16 protein-coding genes and 1 tRNA gene are annotated in these 15,287 nt (G+C 69.6%); 9 read left to right on the forward strand and 8 right to left on the reverse strand.

The window, feature by feature from the left end:
- The first annotated feature begins 94 nt into the window (after positions 1-94).
- The 3 genes from YIM_RS02075 to YIM_RS02085 all read left to right on the forward strand — a co-directional run bounded on the left by YIM_RS02075 (position 95) and on the right by YIM_RS02085 (position 2,519).
- A complete protein-coding gene (locus YIM_RS02075; RefSeq protein ID WP_153028719.1) occupies positions 95-1,528 on the forward strand; it encodes a catalase in 1,434 nt (477 codons plus the stop codon).
- 249 nt (positions 1,529-1,777) lie between these two features.
- Positions 1,778-1,957: a hypothetical protein gene (locus tag YIM_RS02080; protein WP_153028720.1), complete on the forward strand. Its 180-nt coding sequence runs from the start codon at positions 1,778-1,780 to the stop codon at positions 1,955-1,957.
- 25 nt (positions 1,958-1,982) lie between these two features.
- Positions 1,983-2,519 carry a hypothetical protein gene (locus YIM_RS02085; protein WP_153028721.1) on the forward strand — a complete coding sequence of 179 codons (537 nt, stop codon included), beginning with the start codon at positions 1,983-1,985 and terminating at the stop codon, positions 2,517-2,519.
- Between the two features lie 91 nt (positions 2,520-2,610).
- Here the strand turns inward: YIM_RS02085 and YIM_RS02090 are convergent, their stop codons facing one another.
- Positions 2,611-3,666 carry an alpha/beta hydrolase gene (locus YIM_RS02090; protein ID WP_153028722.1) on the reverse strand — a complete coding sequence of 352 codons (1,056 nt, stop codon included), beginning with the start codon at positions 3,664-3,666 and terminating at the stop codon, positions 2,611-2,613.
- A 185-nt stretch (positions 3,667-3,851) separates the two neighbouring features.
- Here YIM_RS02090 and YIM_RS02095 point away from each other — a divergent pair, with 185 nt between their 5' ends.
- The 3 genes from YIM_RS02095 (at position 3,852) to YIM_RS02105 (ending at position 5,449) form a co-directional block, all read left to right on the forward strand.
- Positions 3,852-4,415 (forward strand): NADPH-dependent FMN reductase, encoded by a 564-nt coding sequence (locus YIM_RS02095; protein ID WP_228004503.1) that lies wholly within the window; start codon positions 3,852-3,854, stop codon positions 4,413-4,415.
- Positions 4,416-4,530: 115 nt separating this feature from the next.
- Positions 4,531-4,959 carry an organic hydroperoxide resistance protein gene (locus YIM_RS02100; RefSeq protein ID WP_153028723.1) on the forward strand — a complete coding sequence of 143 codons (429 nt, stop codon included), beginning with the start codon at positions 4,531-4,533 and terminating at the stop codon, positions 4,957-4,959.
- 13 nt (positions 4,960-4,972) lie between these two features.
- Positions 4,973-5,449: a Dps family protein gene (locus YIM_RS02105; RefSeq protein ID WP_153028724.1), complete on the forward strand. Its 477-nt coding sequence runs from the start codon at positions 4,973-4,975 to the stop codon at positions 5,447-5,449.
- Positions 5,450-5,501: 52 nt separating this feature from the next.
- Here YIM_RS02105 and YIM_RS02110 read toward each other — a convergent pair whose 3' ends face one another.
- Positions 5,502-7,337 carry a prolyl oligopeptidase family serine peptidase gene (locus YIM_RS02110; RefSeq protein ID WP_153028725.1) on the reverse strand — a complete coding sequence of 612 codons (1,836 nt, stop codon included), beginning with the start codon at positions 7,335-7,337 and terminating at the stop codon, positions 5,502-5,504.
- Between the two features lie 97 nt (positions 7,338-7,434).
- Here YIM_RS02110 and YIM_RS02115 point away from each other — a divergent pair, with 97 nt between their 5' ends.
- Positions 7,435-8,202: a class I SAM-dependent methyltransferase gene (locus YIM_RS02115; RefSeq protein ID WP_228004504.1), complete on the forward strand. Its 768-nt coding sequence runs from the start codon at positions 7,435-7,437 to the stop codon at positions 8,200-8,202.
- Positions 8,203-8,282: 80 nt separating this feature from the next.
- Complete coding sequence (locus YIM_RS02120; RefSeq protein WP_153028727.1) at positions 8,283-8,756, forward strand: hypothetical protein; 474 nt, start codon at positions 8,283-8,285, stop codon at positions 8,754-8,756.
- A 140-nt stretch (positions 8,757-8,896) separates the two neighbouring features.
- On the opposite strand, the gene YIM_RS02125 is transcribed toward YIM_RS02120, so the two are convergent.
- From YIM_RS02125 to YIM_RS02135, 3 genes are all read right to left on the reverse strand, one after another.
- A tRNA-Pro gene (locus tag YIM_RS02125) sits at positions 8,897-8,970 on the reverse strand.
- A 29-nt stretch (positions 8,971-8,999) separates the two neighbouring features.
- On the reverse strand, positions 9,000-9,926 hold the full coding sequence (locus YIM_RS02130; RefSeq protein ID WP_370469010.1) for a metallophosphoesterase: 927 nt from the start codon (positions 9,924-9,926) through the stop codon (positions 9,000-9,002).
- 168 nt (positions 9,927-10,094) lie between these two features.
- Entirely contained in the window at positions 10,095-12,251 is a 2,157-nt protein-coding gene (locus tag YIM_RS02135) for a transglycosylase domain-containing protein (protein ID WP_153028728.1), read from the reverse strand.
- Positions 12,252-12,567: 316 nt separating this feature from the next.
- Between YIM_RS02135 and YIM_RS02140 the strand changes: the two genes are divergently transcribed.
- A complete protein-coding gene (locus tag YIM_RS02140) occupies positions 12,568-12,882 on the forward strand; it encodes a WhiB family transcriptional regulator (protein ID WP_153028729.1) in 315 nt (104 codons plus the stop codon).
- Here YIM_RS02140 and YIM_RS02145 read toward each other — a convergent pair.
- The 3 genes from YIM_RS02145 to YIM_RS02155 are packed head-to-tail and all read right to left on the reverse strand — an operon-like array spanning position 12,879 to position 15,280.
- Positions 12,879-14,006, reverse strand: coding sequence for an ArsA family ATPase (locus YIM_RS02145; RefSeq protein ID WP_153028730.1), 1,128 nt, complete (start codon positions 14,004-14,006; stop codon positions 12,879-12,881). The genes YIM_RS02140 and YIM_RS02145 overlap by 4 nt on opposite strands.
- The gene (locus YIM_RS02150) at positions 14,006-15,010 is read right to left on the reverse strand and encodes an ArsA-related P-loop ATPase (protein WP_153028731.1); all 1,005 of its coding nucleotides are present in this window, start codon (positions 15,008-15,010) and stop codon (positions 14,006-14,008) included. The genes YIM_RS02145 and YIM_RS02150 overlap by 1 nt, the downstream gene beginning before the upstream one ends.
- 21 nt (positions 15,011-15,031) lie before the next feature.
- Positions 15,032-15,280, reverse strand: a complete 249-nt coding sequence (locus YIM_RS02155) for a hypothetical protein (protein ID WP_153028732.1) — start codon at positions 15,278-15,280, stop codon at positions 15,032-15,034.
- Positions 15,281-15,287: the final 7 nt, after the last annotated feature.

The raw sequence follows: 15,287 nt of genomic DNA on the forward strand, positions 1-15,287 counted from the left end.
GTGCAACTTCTTTAGTTTTCTTGACTCGTTCCAGAAAACGCGCAATGGTGGAGGGGCAGGCCAGCTCGGCCCACCACCACGAGGAGGCATCGGCGTGACCAAGCCGACCACGAACAACGTGGGCATCCCGGTCGCCAGCGACAACGACTCGCTGACGCTCGGCGCCAACGGCCCGATCCTGCTGCAGGATCACTACCTCATCGAGAAGAACGCGCAGTTCAACCGCGAGCGTGTGCCGGAGCGCGTGGTGCACGCCAAGGGCGGTGGCGCGTTCGGCTTCCTGGAGGTGACCGAGGACGTCAGCCAGTTCACCAAGGCCGCGTTGTTCCAGCCGGGCACCCGTACCGAGAGCGTCATCCGGTTCTCCTCGGTAGCCGGGGAGAACGGCTCGCCGGACACCTGGCGCGACCCGCGCGGCTTCGCCGTGAAGTTCTACACCAGCCAGGGCAACTACGACCTGGTCGGCAACAACACCCCGGTGTTCTTCATCCGCGACCCGATCAAGTTCCCCGACTTCATCCACTCGCAGAAGCGCCGCGCCGACAACCACCTGCGCGATCACAACATCCAGTGGGACTTCTGGACCCTGCGCCCGGAGTCGGCGCACCAGGTGACCTGGCTGATGGGCGACCGCGGCATCCCGTCGAACTGGCGTGAGATGAACGGCTACGGCTCGCACACCTACCTGTGGGAGAACGCCGGCGGCGAGAAGTTCTGGGTCAAGTACCACTTCAAGACCGACCAGGGCATCGGTTACCTGACCCAGGACGAGGCCGACCGCATCGCCGGCGCGGACGCGGACTTCTACATCCGTGACCTGTTCAAGAACATCGAGAAGGGCAACCACCCGAGCTGGACGCTCCACGTCCAGGTGATGCCCTACGCCGAGGCGGCGGACTACCGGTTCAACCCGTTCGACCTGACCAAGGTGTGGCCGCAGGGCGACTACCCGCTGATCAAGGTCGGCCGCTACGTGCTCGACCGCAACCCGTCGAACTACTTCGCCGAGATCGAGCAGGCCGCCTTCGAACCGGCCAACCTGGTGCCCGGCATCGGCCCGTCGCCGGACAAGATGCTCCAGGGTCGGCTGTTCGCCTACCCCGACGCGCACCGCTACCGGATCGGCGCGAACTACACCCAGCTGCCGGTCAACGCGCCGAAGTCCCCGGTGAACAGCTACTCGCGCGACGGTCAGATGCGCTACAGCAACCCGGGCGACCCGGTCTACGCGCCGAACTCGTTCGGCGGCCCGCACGCCGACGGGAGCGAGACGGCGTCCGCGTACGGCGTCGAGGACGAGGTGATCCGCTCGGCCTACAAGCTGCACGCCGAGGACGACGACTTCGGCCAGCCGGGCACGCTGGTCCGCGAGGTGATGGACGACGAGCAGCGCGAGCGGCTCGCGAACAACATCATCGGCCACGCGTCGAACGAGGTCTCCCAGCCGGTGCTGGAGCGCGTGTTCGAGTACTGGCGCAACGTGGACAAGAACCTCGGCGACAAGGTCGCCGCGGCCTTCGGGAAATAAGCCCCCGCCCACGGGCGGACGCTCCCACCACACGCGGCCCGGAGGAGTCCACATCGGACTGCTCCGGGCCGCTTCTTCGTGCGCTCACCCGGGACTGGGACGACTGGGGTGATTGCGACGAACGTGGGTGATCGGTGCACCGATGGTCTAGCCGACACGCCTGCACCACGGGGTGATGGGGGTAATTGATCATCCAATTAGGCCCATCGGGTGACCAAGCGCCTCTAACGGGTGGGCCGGTGGCTGTGCGTGGCGATCCGGCTCGTCGCTGATGATCAACCTAGCGAGGCTCAAGCTCTTCAGCGTAATCAATTGCGGGACATTTCCGGGGAAATGAATTCATCAGGTGAGCGCCGGAAAAGCGACTTTGCCGGTGATCGGGTGGCCATGGGCCAATACGGTTGGTATCCATTACCGGGTCAGGTCTGAGACATGCAGAGGCCGGAGGTAGGAAATGAAAGGCATTATTGCCCGCTCGATTGCCGCGATAGCTGTCGGCAGCCTGCTGGCGGTGGCCTCGTCCGGAGTCGCCGCGGCGAGCATCGTGGACAACGGCAAGGGGGCATCGAGCACCCAGGCCGCCGGCGCCAAGGTGCTCGAACTGCGCGACCAACTCGCGAAGGTCGCCTACGCCGGGGACGTGGCAGGCACGGAGGGGGCGGTCGGCCAGCTCGACCCGCTGCTCACCGACCTGGCGGCCGGCAAGCGCTACACGATCCAGTCCGAGGCCCAGGAAACCGCAGGTGAGGCCAAGGGTTACAACACCGAGGTGTCCAGGGTGCTCAGGACGGGCACCGAACCACGACAGGTGCCGCCGGTGCCGGGGCTGCCCCCGTTGCCCGACCCGCTGACCATGGTCACCGGGCTGCTCACCTCACTGCTGAACACGCTGACCACGCTGCTGAGCAGCCTGCTCGGCGGGGCGGCCATCCCGGCCGTGCCGCTGCCGGTGCCGCCGGTGCCCGCGGTGCCGGCCCTGCCCGCGCCCTGATCGACCGAAACAACAACAGAACGCCGACCCGATGAATCGGGGGGATCCGTAATCCCGGCGCGGGAAAATCCCGCGCCGGGATTACGGTTGTTCATTTCTTCTTCTTGCTCAAACCCAGGCGGAGCGCGCCCGCGGCTTCGGCGGTGGCCTCGCGGAAACGGCGGCCGATGCCGAGGAAATTCACATATCCGTGGATCAGGTCCTCCTGGCGGTGCAGCGCCACCGGCACGCCCGCCGCTTCGAGCTTCTCCGCGTAGGCCTCGCCCTCGTCACGCAGCGGGTCGAACCCGGCGGTGGCCAGGTAGGCGGGCGGCAATCCGCTGAGGTCCTCGGCCAGCAGCGGTGACAGCCGCACGTCGGTCCGGTCGACGCCCTCGGGTGCGTAGTGGCCGGCGAACCAGTCCATCTGCGCGTCGGTGAGGAAGAACCCGTTGCCGAAGATCTCCCGCGACCGCCGCCGCGTGCTCATGTCCACCCCCGGGTAGAGCAAAAGCTGGAACGCCGGGGCCGGGCCGCCGCGCCGGGTGGTCACCAGCGCGGCGACCGCGGCCAGGTTGCCGCCCGCGCTGTCCCCGCCGACCGCGATGCGCGCCGGGTCCGCGCCCAGTTCGCCCGCCTTGGCGTACGCGTAGTCGAAGGCCGTCACCGCGTCGTCCGCGGCGGCCGGGAACGGGTGCTCCGGAGCCAGGCGGTACTCCACCGACAGCACCCGCACCCCGGCGTGCTTGGCCAGGAAGCGGGCGGTGTTGTCGTGGCTGTTCCTGGTGCCGACCACCCAGCCGCCACCGTGGAAGAACACCAGCAGGCCGGACGGTTCCGGCAGGCCCTCCGGCGTGTACAGCGTCGCCGGGAGGCCGCCGTCTTCCGCGGGGATGAGCAGCTCGCGTGTGTGCACCGGCTGGATCGGCTTGCCGCTGACCAGGTGGCGGGAGACGTCGAGGTCGGCACGCGAGCGTTCCACCGACTGCCCGGCGAGTTCGGCGCCGGTGAGCTGCTGCAGCCGGAGCAGCAGCTGCGCGTCCAGTGCCAGTTCCTGCCCGTCCAGCCGGATCGGGCGCCCGGCGATCAGCCGTTTGACCGGGGTCGGCAGGGCGTAGAGGACCTGGGCCGCGGCGGCTTGCACGCGGATCTGCACGGGCACGGTCATGATCAGCTTCCTCCGGGCCGGGATACTGGCGGTATGAGGCTACTTGCCAGTAGCTCCGCCCGCCAGGGGGCGGTGTGACGGGGAACTCCGGTGGAATGACTGGTCCTCCAGTTAAGTGGAGGGGCTAGCCTCGAATGAGTGAAGGGTGTCAGGCTGGTCGGGGACGGGAAGGCGCGGTGATGGGGATGGCCATCAAGGTGGTGGGCCTCGGTGGTTCGCTGCGGGACGGTTCCCAGACCGAGCGCGCACTCCGCCTGGCGCTGGCCGGTGCCGAGAGCGCCGGTGCCGAAACCGTCGCGATCACCGGCTCCGACCTCGTCCTGCCCTTCTACGACGCCAGTGACGTCGACCGCGGCCCGGAAGCGGCGCAGCTGGTCGAGACCCTGCGCACGGCCGATGGCGTGATCATCGCCTCGCCCGGTTACCACGGCGCGCTGTCCGGCCTGGTCAAGAACGCCCTCGACTACATCGAAGACCTGCGTGGCGACGAGCGCCCGTACCTCGACGGCCGCGCGGTCGGCCTCGCCTCGATCGCCTTCGGCTGGCAGGCCTCGGTCGCCACGCTCGCCCAGTTGCGCACGATCACGCACTCGCTGCGCGGGTGGCCGACGCCGCTCGGGGGTGCGATCAACTCCGCCGAGGTCAAGTTCGACGAAGGCGGCGGCTGCTCCTCGGAGAAGGCCGAGTTCACCCTCCGCACCATCGGCGCCCAGGTGGTGGAGTTCGCGCGCTACCGCGCCGGTCGCTGATTGATCTTCCGCCGCCTGGGTAACCGGACGGGTGACACCCGTCATGGCCCGGCATGCATCTCCGGCCGCCTGGCGTTATACCGGGTGGAACACCGGACGACGGAGGAAGGCGACGATGGTTCAGGCGCTCTACACCGCCGAAGCGACCGCCCGCGGCGAAGGCCGCGACGGCGAGGTCACCTCGACCGACGGAATCATCGACGAAACGCTGGCCACGCCGAAGGAGCTCGGCGGCCCTGGCGGGGCGCACACCAACCCGGAGCAGCTGTTCGCGGCCGGTTACGCGGCTTGCTTCCACAGCGCGCTCAAAGTGGCCGCCCGGCAGCACAAGGTCGACCTCGGCGACTCCGAGATCACCGCCAGGGTCGGCATCGGCAAGAACGACCAGGGCAAATTCGAACTGACCGTCGAACTCGACGCCAAGCTGACCGGCATGGAGCAGGGCAAGGCGAGCGAACTGGTCGCCGAGGCGCACCAGATCTGCCCGTACTCCAGCGCCACCCGCGGCAACATCGAGGTCAAGGTCACCGCCACCACGGATTGAGAGGACAACAACCATGGCCAACGCGCCGATCAAGAGTCCGCTCAGCGAGAGCGACAAGGAAGTCACCGGCAACGTCCTGCAGGCGACCCTGGTCGACCTCATCGACCTGTCCCTGATCGCCAAGCAGGCGCACTGGAACGTGGTCGGGAAGAACTTCCGCAGCGTGCACCTCCAGCTCGACGAGCTGGTGGACACCGCGCGGACCTACACCGACTCGGTCGCCGAGCGCGCGAACGCGATCGGGGTCTCGCCCAACGGCAAGGCCAAGACCGTGGTCGCCAGCTCCGGCCTGGCCGACTTCCCGGACAACTGGCAGTCCGACGAGGCGACCGTGGCCGCCATCGTGGACATTCTCGCCGACCTGATCCAGCGCCTGCGCAAGCGGATCGACGAGACCGACAAGAGCGACCTGGTCACCCAGGACCTGCTGATCGAGATCACCAACAAGCTCGAAGAGGCCCACTGGATGTGGCAGGCCCAGGCCGCCTGACGCACGCGAAGCGGGGCACCACCGATGCCGGTGGTGCCCCGCTTTTTCGCGGTCAGCGCAGGCCGAGCGCCCGCAGCGCGAAGTGCACCTCGATGGCGCTCTGCTTGATCGTCTCCGCGATCACCAGCGAGCCGTGCCCGGCGTCGTAGCGGTAGAACTCGTACGGCGCCGAGCGCGCGCTGAGCTTGTCCAGGTAGTTCTCGATCTGCCGGATCGGGCAGCGCGGGTCGTTGTCCCCGGCCAGCACCAGCACCGGCGCGGTGACCGCGTCCACGTAGGTGATCGGGGAGCAGTCGCGGTACACCGCGGGTACGTCGTCGGGTGAACCGCCGAACAGTGCCCGGTCGAACGAGCGCAGCTGCTCCATCTCGTCCTCGTAGGCGGCGATGTAGTCCGCCACCGGCACCCCGGCGACCCCGGCGGCCCAGCGCGACGGCTGCGTGCCCAGCGCCAGCAGCGTCAGGTAACCGCCCCAGGAAGCGCCGTTGACCACGCACTTCTCCGGGTCCGCCAGTCCACTTTCGACAGCCCAGTCGTGCACCGCGGCCACGTCTTCCAGCTCGGTCAGCCCCGGGCGGCCCTCGATCGCGTCCCGCCACGCCGAGCCGTACCCGGTGGAGCCGCGGTAGTTCACCTCGACCACCGCGAACCCGGCGTCCAGCCAGACCGCGCGGTAGGCGGAGAACCGGTCCTCGTCGGCCGCGTGCGGACCGCCGTGCAGCGCGAACACCGTGGGCAGCGGGCCGCTGGGCGCGTCGACGGGCCGGGAGACCAGTGCGTGGACGCGCCCGCCGACCCCTTCGACGAAGGCGTCCACCAGCGGCGCCGACTCCGGCGAGCGCTCACCGGGCGGGGTGAGCAGCACGGTCTCCTCACCGGCGACCGACCGCGCGCGGATCACCGGCGGCTTCGCCGCGTTGGACCACGAGTACTCGACCGTGCCGTCCGGGCGCACGCCCGCGCCGCCGATCCGGCCCGGCGGGGTGTCCAAAGAGGACAATTCGCCGGTGGAAAGGTCGTACCGGTACAGCGAACTGCGGCCCTGGTGGAAGTGCACCACGAGCAGCGCGTCGGCCTGCGGGTACCAGCCGGCGCTGACCTCGCCGGGCAGGTCCAGCTCCAGCTCGGTCTCGGTGTCCGCGGCGACGTCCCAGACGAGCAGCTCCTCGCGGCCGCGGCGTTCGTGCAGCAGCAGGAGCCGCTGGTCGCCGGAGACCGGTGAGAACTCCAGCGGGGTCAGGCCCTTGCCCTCGCCGTCCCACTTGTCGGCGACGGTGGCGAAGTCCTCGGTGCGCAGCACGCGGACCGCCGGGTGGCGAGAGTCACCGTGCTCGGAATGTGAGATGGCGACGAGCGTTTCGTCGCGGGACAGCCCGGCGATCCCGGCGTCGTCGGCGTGGCGGTAGAAGGTCCTCGTCTCGCCACCGGTGCGCGCGAACAGTTCGCTGCCGTCGTCGGTGGACACGCCGACCACCACCATGCGGTGCCCGATGTCCAGCCCGGCGGGATAGCCGTCGTGCACGCCGGGGATCGCGGGCTCGGCCGCGCCCGGCTCCGCCTCGAACGGCTGGCGCACCCACGAGCCGAACTCGTCGCCGTCGGTGTCGTTGAACCACCAGATCCAGCGGCCGTCCGGGGAGGGCACGGCGTGCATGGTGCCGTTGGGGCGGTCGGTGACCCGGCGGTGCGTGCCGGTGGCGCGGTTCCAGGCGTAGACCTCCCAGACGCCGCTGGCGTTGGAGACGTAGATGTTGGCGTCGGGCGCGTCGATGGCCCATTCGGGCACCGACATCCGTGGCGCGCCGAAGCGGGCGCGCCACCGCGCTTCGGCCGCCTCGTCGTCGAAGAGCCGTTCGGGGACCTGGGCGGGCTGGTACTGGGTGCTCACGGCTCGATCCTGCCAGCTTGGGCCATCGGGGTGGGTACCCCGGGGTTCGGGAATCTTTTTCGCCAACCGGGGTCGTGCTGGCCGTACTGTGTGCGGGGTGCAGGAGGCATTCGCGCCGGGACGTCCCCCGTTCGAGCTCTCGGAGGTGTCCGCGCGCGTCGGCGCCGAGCGGACGGCGTTCGCCCTTCGCTGGATCAGGCCGGGCATGCGCGTGCTCGACCTCGGCTGCGGTACCGGGGTGACCACGCACGGGCTGGCCTCGGCGGCCGACGAGCTGCGGGTGGTCGGGGTGGACCACGTGCCGGGCCCGGTCGGCCAGACCGCCGGTTACGCGGTCGGCTCGTCCATTGTGGACTTCGTGGCCGGTTCCGAGTACGCGCTGCCGTTGCCGGACGGCGGTTTCGACCTGGTTTTCGCGCACGGGTTGTTCGAGACGGTGGCGCGGGTGGACGCGGTGCTGGCCGAGCTGTGGCGGGTGCTGCGGCCCGGCGGGGTGCTCGCTCTGTCCACTCCGGACTGGAGCCGGGCCAAGCTGCGGCCGAAGACGGCGAACGTGGTGGCCGCGCTGCGCGGCTACTACCTGCTGCGGCGGCGTGACGGCGGCGATCCCTTCGCCGGGCGCGGGATCGCGGCCGCGGTGGCCAGGGCGGGCTTCGGCGAGGTGCGCGAGCACGTGCGGTACCGGGCGGACCTGACCTACCGCGAGCTGTCGCGCGAGGTGGAGAACGGGCTGATCGCCGGGCTGGAGTCGGCGGGCGCGGACCACCCGCAGCTGGCCAGCGCCGCCCGCAGCGCCTGGGTGTGGTCGCGCGGGGGTGACGGCCAGTTCAGCCAGTGCTGGGTGGACGTCATCGCCAACCGATAACGAACTGTCACCCACATCGGTCAAGAAGCAACCGAACGTCGGTGCAGACGTCTCCCTATCCACAACGGAGGGAGACGGGGATGAGCGGGATCATGACCGGCCTACTGGCTTCGGCGCTGTTGATGACTCCGGCGGACGGAGGCGCCGTCCTCGGACCGGACGGCTACAAGACGCTGCACCTCGGCCAACCAGAAACGGCCGCCGAATCAACCGGCCTGCTAATCGACAAGGACGCCACCACCGCCTGCCACCTGTACTACCTGCACCCGGACGAGGGGCAGACCAACGTCGGCAGCGGCGTCTTCGCCGACCCAGCGATCGGCCTGGTGATGATCGGCGGCACCGCCACCTCACACACCCCGGAAGGCATCACCCTGGGCTCCCGAGAATTCCAAGTGCGATCCGCCTACCCGGATTTGGAGCCCGTGCCCCCGGTTCCGGAGGTGATGCGGACCCAGGTCCCAGGCCACCCGGACAAGTACTACCGCTTTGCCTTCAACCAGGGGCGAGTCGCAGATTTCGCTTTGGAGTCCGCCAATATGGGCGCCTGCTGACCCAGCAGACTCGCACCGCGCAATGGGGGTCCAGGGGGCTCGCCCCCTGGCGGGGGCCCGGGGCTCGACCCCCGGACAACACCGCAACGAAAAACCCCTGTTCGCGCACTCCGCGAACAGGGGTCTCCCGTTTTCTAGCGTCGGGGTGGCGGGATTTGAACCCACGACCTCCTCGACCCGAACGAGGCACGCTACCAAGCTGCGCCACACCCCGAGGTACTGCTTACTGGGTCGTGGAGAAGTCTAGCGGACGTCGGTGCGGGCTTTGCGGCGGGTGGCCTTCTGGGGCTTGGCCGCCTGCTCGTCACGCGCGACGAGGGTCAGCAGGCTGGCCTCCGGCGGGCAGGCGAAGCGGACCGGTGCGTACGGCGACGTGCCAAGACCAGCGGAAACGTGCAGCCACATGTTCGCGCCCCAGCGGGACAGGCCGCGGGCGCGGCTGCGGTCCAGCTCGCAGTTGGTCACCAGCGCGCCGTAGCCGGGGATGCGCAGCTGCCCGCCGTGGGTGTGCCCGGCGAGCACCAGGTCGTACCCGTCGGCGGCGAACGGGTCGAGCACGCGCGGCTCGGGCGAGTGCGTCACGCCGATGCGCAGCGCGGCGCCGCGGTCGGCCTGGCCGGAGATGTCGGCGTACCGGTCGCGGTGCAGGTGCGGGTCGTCGACGCCGGCGGCGAACACCTGCTGCCCGGCGACCTCGATGGTGCGCCGGACGTGGGTCAGGTCGAGCCAGCCGTGCTCGATCAGCGCGGCGCGCAGGTCGCGCCACGGCAGGTGCAGCCCGTGGATCAGCTTCTTGCGCCCCTTGGGCATCAGGTAGCGCGCCGGGTTCTTCGGCTTCGGGCCGTAGTAGTCGTTGCTGCCGAAGATGAAGATGCCGGGCACTTCGAGCAGCGGGTTGAGCGCGCGCAGCACCGACGGCACGGCCTGGCGGTGGGCGAGGTTGTCGCCGGTGTTGACCACCAGGTCCGGCTTCAGCTCGGCGAGCGCGGCCACCCACTCCTGCTTGGAGCGCTGGCCGGGCACCATGTGCAGATCGGAGATGTGCAGCACCTTGATCGGGCGCGAACCCGGTGCCAGCACGGGGATTTCCTCGGTGCGCAGGGTCCAGTGCCGACGCTCGATCCCGGCGGCGTAACCGAGCCCGGCCGCGCCGACGGCGACCGTGCCCAGCGCGAGGTTGCGGATCCGCTTGCCGCGCTGTCCGTTCTTCCCAGTGCTACCCTGCGTGCTCACGTCATCCACAATACGGTGTCAACGCCCTGCCCGGGTGACGATGTCGTCCAAGCGGCCTATTGGCGGCCGCCAGGACGACTCCGCCGGAAACCCTAGTCCTGCCACCTATCGGCGCCCGGCCCGTTCGAACCGCGGGTCGGACGGCGGCAGCGGCGGGGCTTCCTGCCCCTCCAGGATCTTCGACATCGCCCCGAACCAGGTGCGGGCCGGGGTCTTGCCACCGAACATGTTCCCGGTGCCGCAGGTGTAGACGTTGCCGACACCACCGTCGCAGATGCCGCCCTTGCCGCCTTCCGGCCGGAACACCATCGCCGCGCCGGCCAGCTGCGGGGTGGCCCCGACGAAGGTCGCCGAGCCGTTGCCCTGGGTGGTACCGGTCTTGCCGATCATCTGCCGGTTCCAGCCGACGCCCTGCGCCGCGGCCGCCGAGGTACCCGGCGCGATGTCGTCCTTGCTCATGCCGACCGCGAGCGAGTTCGCCAGCGGTTCCTCGATCACCTGCTCGCAGCCCTGCTCCTTGACCGGGATCGGCTTGCCGTCGCGGTCGAGCACCTGCGCGATCGGCGTCGGCGGGCACCACACCCCGCCGCTCATGATGGTCGCCGCGACGTTCGCCAGCTCCAGCCCGGAGGTCGGGCTCGGGCCGAGGGTGAACGAACCCTGCCCGGGCGACCGATCGCTCGGGCCGAAGAAGGCGCTCTGGCTGATGTTCTCGCCCGATTCCTGGGACTCCGGTTTCACCGGGCCGCCACCGAGGTTGCTGGCCATCGTCTCGCGCATGCCGAGGCGGTTGGCCATTTCCACCACCGGACCCATTCCCGCCTGTTCCTCGAGAATGACAAAACCGGTGTTCGGTGAGGTCGCCAGCGCGTTCTGCAGGCTCATCGAAGCGCCATAACCCTCACCGGCGTTCGACAGGCAATAGGCGCGGGTGCCGCGGGCCACCGTCGGGCACTGCGGACCACCACCGGTGAACACCTTCGAGGTGTAGGAACCCGGTGTCTGAATGGTGCTGTAAATGCCGGCGACACCCTTTTCCAGCGCCGCCGCGGCGGTGAAGATCTTGTAGCTCGATCCCGCGCCGCCGGTGTTGTAGATGCCCGACGGCAAGGCGAACTGGGTCTGGCCGCGAGAGGCGTCCGGCCCGTAGTCGCGGTTCGCCGCCAGCGCCACCACTTCGTGCCGGTCCTTGCCCGGTTTCACCAGTGAAAGCGTGTTCGCCACGTTCTTCTGGTTCTTCTTCACCTGCGTCTCCGCGGACACCTTGGCCTCGTGATTGGCCTTCTGGTCCATGGTGGTGCGAATGGTGTACCCGCCGGTGTACAGGTCGTCCTTGGACATCCCGCTCTTGAGCAGGTAGTCCTCGACGTACTGGCAGAAGAAACCGTTCTCCGGGCCGGCACCGGTGCAGTTCGCGGCCGGTTTGGTCGGCGCGCCCTCGACCACACCGAGCGGCTCGGCCTTGAGGCGGTCGGCGTCGGCGCGGGCCAGCTTGGCGTTGTCCACCATGCGGTCGAGCACCAGGTTGCGGCGCTCGGTGGCGCGCTCCGGGTTCTTCCACGGGTCGAACATGATCGGGTTGTTCACCAGTCCGGCGAGCAACGCCGATTCCTTGGCGTCGAGTTCCTTCGGCGTTTTGTTGAAGTAGGCCTTCGCGGCCGCGCCGATGCCGTAGATCTGCCGGGAGAACTCGACCACGTTGAGATAGCCGGCCAGGATCTGGTCCTTGCTCATCTTCGTTTCGAGCTGGATCGCGATCCGGGCCTCCTTGAGCTTCCGGGCAATGGAAGCTTCCTGGGCCTTTTCCTGACCGACCTTGTTGTCCCGGTAGACCACGTTGATCAGGTAGTTCTTCACGTACTGCTGGGTCAGCGTCGACGCGCCCTGGGTGTCCCCGTCGCTGGCGTTGGAGATCGCCGCGCGCATGGTGCCCTTCCAGTCCACCCCGCGGTGCTCGAAGAACCGGCGGTCCTCCACCGAGATCAGCGCGTACTTCATCGCATCGGAGATCTCGTTCGCCGCGGTCGGGATCCGGTACTGGGAGTACAGCGTCGCGATGGGCTTGCCGTCCCGGTCGGTCACCGTCGTGACCAGCGGCGGAGGGTCGGTGGCGAGTTCCGACGACATGCTGTCGACGGTCTCGCTCGCCTGGTTGGAGACCACCCCGGCGGCACCGGCGACGGGGAACAGCACCCCGGCTACCAGCACCCCCGCGAGCAGGCAGAGGCCGAGCAGTTTGAACAGTCCGTCCGCTTTCCGCACGCGCCCCAGCCTACGCGTGCCCCGTGTGGCTCCAGTGACCTCCGCCGGGCGTGTGCAGAGGTAACGAAAGACCACCGGCAACTTGGCGGGGGAACCGATGGCCAATACAGTCCGTCACAACTCACGGAATGAGCCAACGGATGGGTTAGTCCTCAGCCAGGTGGACTAGTCGGTTCGGCGGTACCGGTGGCCAAGGGAGGGCTCCGGGTCGACGTGAGCAGAGGGAGAGCCCGGCTCGCGGCCACCTGGGGGTGTCTATGCTGCACCCCGGGGGAGGCCCGCCTGCTGGGATCGAACAGGTAGGGAGCTTGGGGGCATGGAAAACAACCAGTCTGATTGGCGAGTCCACGCGTCCTGCCGGGACACCGATCCGGACGAGCTTTTTGTCCGGGGTGCCGAGCAGAACCGCGCGAAGCTCGTCTGCATGGGGTGTCCGGTGCGGACGGAATGCCTGGCCGAGGCGCTGGACAGCCGGATCAGCTTCGGGGTGTGGGGCGGGATGACCGAACGGGAACGCCGCGCGCTGCTGCGCCGCCGCCCGGACGTGTCGTCCTGGCAGGAACTGCTGATGACGGCGAAACGCGAGTTCGCCGGGGTGGACGAGGAAGAAGAGGCCGTCCGGGTCGGTTAACCACCGGCGAGGCGGTCCCCGATGTCACGCAGTCCGTCGAGGTCGTGCACGTCACTCGGCAGTGCGGGCACCCCCACCACGGGGACCCCCGGATGGGCCTTGGTGAACCGGGCCAGCAGCCGCCGTTCGCGCTCGGCCAGCGCCACCCGGTCGGCGTGCAGCCGCAGCACGGCCACCGCCAGCGGCGCCGGTTTGGCCGCGCGCTCCAGCGAGTCCGCCGCGGCCAGTGCCTTCGGCGCGGACAGCTCGGCGAGCACCGGGTGGGTGCGGTTCGCCACCAGCCCGGCCAGCGGCATGGATTCCTCGGACAACCGTTCCACGAAGTAACTGGCCTCGCGCAGGGCGTCCGGTTCCGGCGCGGCCACCACCACGAACGCGGTGCCCTGCGAGCGCAGCAGTTCGGCGGTCTTGCGCGCCCGCTCGCGGAAGCCGCCGAACATGGTGTCGAAGGCCTGCATGAACGCCGACGCGTCGGTCAGCAGCTGACCACCGATGATCGTCGAGACGGCCTTGGCGAACATGCTGAACCCGGCGCCGACCACCTTGCGCAGGCCCCAGCTGCCCGCCTTCGCCGGACCGGTGAGCAGCCGGATCATCCGGCCGTCGAGCGCGGTGGACAGCCGGGTCGGCGCGTCCAGGAAGTCCAGCGCGGACCGGCTCGGCGGGGTGTCGACGATGATCAGGTCCCAGTCGCCGGTGGCGGCGAGCTGGCCCAGCTTCTCCATCGCCATGTACTCCTGCGTGCCGGAGAACGAGGTGGAGATGGTCTGGTAGAAGGGGTTCGCCAGCAGCTGCTCGGCGCGTTCGGGCCCGGCGTGCACACGCACCATGTCGTCGAAGGTGCGGCGCATGTCGAGCATCATCGCCCACAGCTCGCCCTTCGGCTCGAAGCCCTCGACGCTGACCTGCCGCGGGTGGTTGCCGAGTTCGCGCAGGCCAAGCGCCTGGGCCAGCCGCCGGGCCGGGTCGATGGTGAGCACCACGGTCTGCCTGCCGCGTTCGGCCGCACGCAGGGCGAGCGCCGCCGCGGTGGTGGTCTTGCCGACGCCGCCCGAACCGCAGCAGACGATCACGCGCGTGTTCTCGTCGTCGATCAGGGCGTCCATGTCCAGTACCTCGGCCATCAGCGCACCCCCTGTTCGAGCAGCGCTTCGGCGAGGTCGTAGAGCGCGGCCACGTCCACCCCGTCGGTCAGGTCGGGCAGTTCGATCGTCGGCAGGTCGGCTTCGGCCAGTTGCTCGCGGGCGCGCTGCTCGGCGGCCACGCGGATGGCGTGCTCGACGGTTTCCTCGACGAGCGCGTCCAGCGTCTGTTCGCCCAGCTCCAGCCCGGCCGAGGTGAGCCCGGCACGCACCCGCGAGGCGTCCACCCGGCCATCGGCCGCGGCGGTGACCGAGCGGGCGGGCAGTCGCGGCGGCCGCACCCTGTTCACCAGTACGGCACCGGGGCGCAGATCGGCTCCGTCGAGTTCGGAGACCGCCTCGACCGTCTCGCGCACGGGCATCTCTTCGAGCAGGGTGACCAGGTGGACGGCGGTTTCGCCGGAGTGCAGCAGGCGCACCACGCCCTCGGCCTGGCCGCGGATCGGGCCGGTCTTGGCCAGATCGGTCAGCGCCTTGGTGACGTCGAGGAACTTGACCACGCGGCCGGTGGGCGGCGAGTCGACGATCACCGCGTCGTAGGAGTAGCGGCCGTCGGACTCGGTGCGCCGGACGCACTCCTTGATCTTGCCGGTGAGCAGCACGTCGCGCAGGCCGGGCGCGAGCGTGGTGGCGAACTCGATGGCGCCCATCCGGCGCAGGGTCCGGCCGGCGAAGCCGAGGTTGTAGAACATCTCGAAGTACTCGAGCAGCGCGGCCTCGGCGTCGATGTGCAGGGCGCGGACCTCACCACCGCCGGGCGCGGAGGCGATCCGCTGCTCGGCGTAGGGCAGTGGCTCGGTGTCGAAGAGCTGGGCGACCCCCTGCCTGCCCTCGACCTCGACCAGCAGTACCCGGCGGCCGCCGTGGGCGAGCGCCAGCGCCAGCGCGGCGGCGAGCGTGGTCTTCCCCGTCCCGCCCTTGCCGGTGACGAAGTGGAGCCGGGCTCTGGCGAGTTCGTCGGTCCAGCCGGCCAGGGGTGTGGTCACGCCGCCAGCCTAATTGAGCCACTACCCGGTGAGCAGCAGAACGCCGACCGCGGCGACCACCGTCACGGCCGCGCCCCAGCTCGCGACCGGGGGCAGCACGGTGAGAACCAGCAGGGTGAGCACGGCCAGCGCGGTGACCGAGACCGCGCCGGAGACCGCGACGGACGCCGAGGACTGTGTCCGATCACGCACCTTCGCCATGATCATCGGCACCGCCACGAGGCCGGGCAGGACCAGCAGCACGGCCGCGACTATCCGCCAGGTCTCCACTCCGCCG

It is taken from the genome of Amycolatopsis sp. YIM 10 (assembly GCF_009429145.1).
In the GTDB taxonomy this organism is placed as follows: domain Bacteria; phylum Actinomycetota; class Actinomycetes; order Mycobacteriales; family Pseudonocardiaceae; genus Amycolatopsis.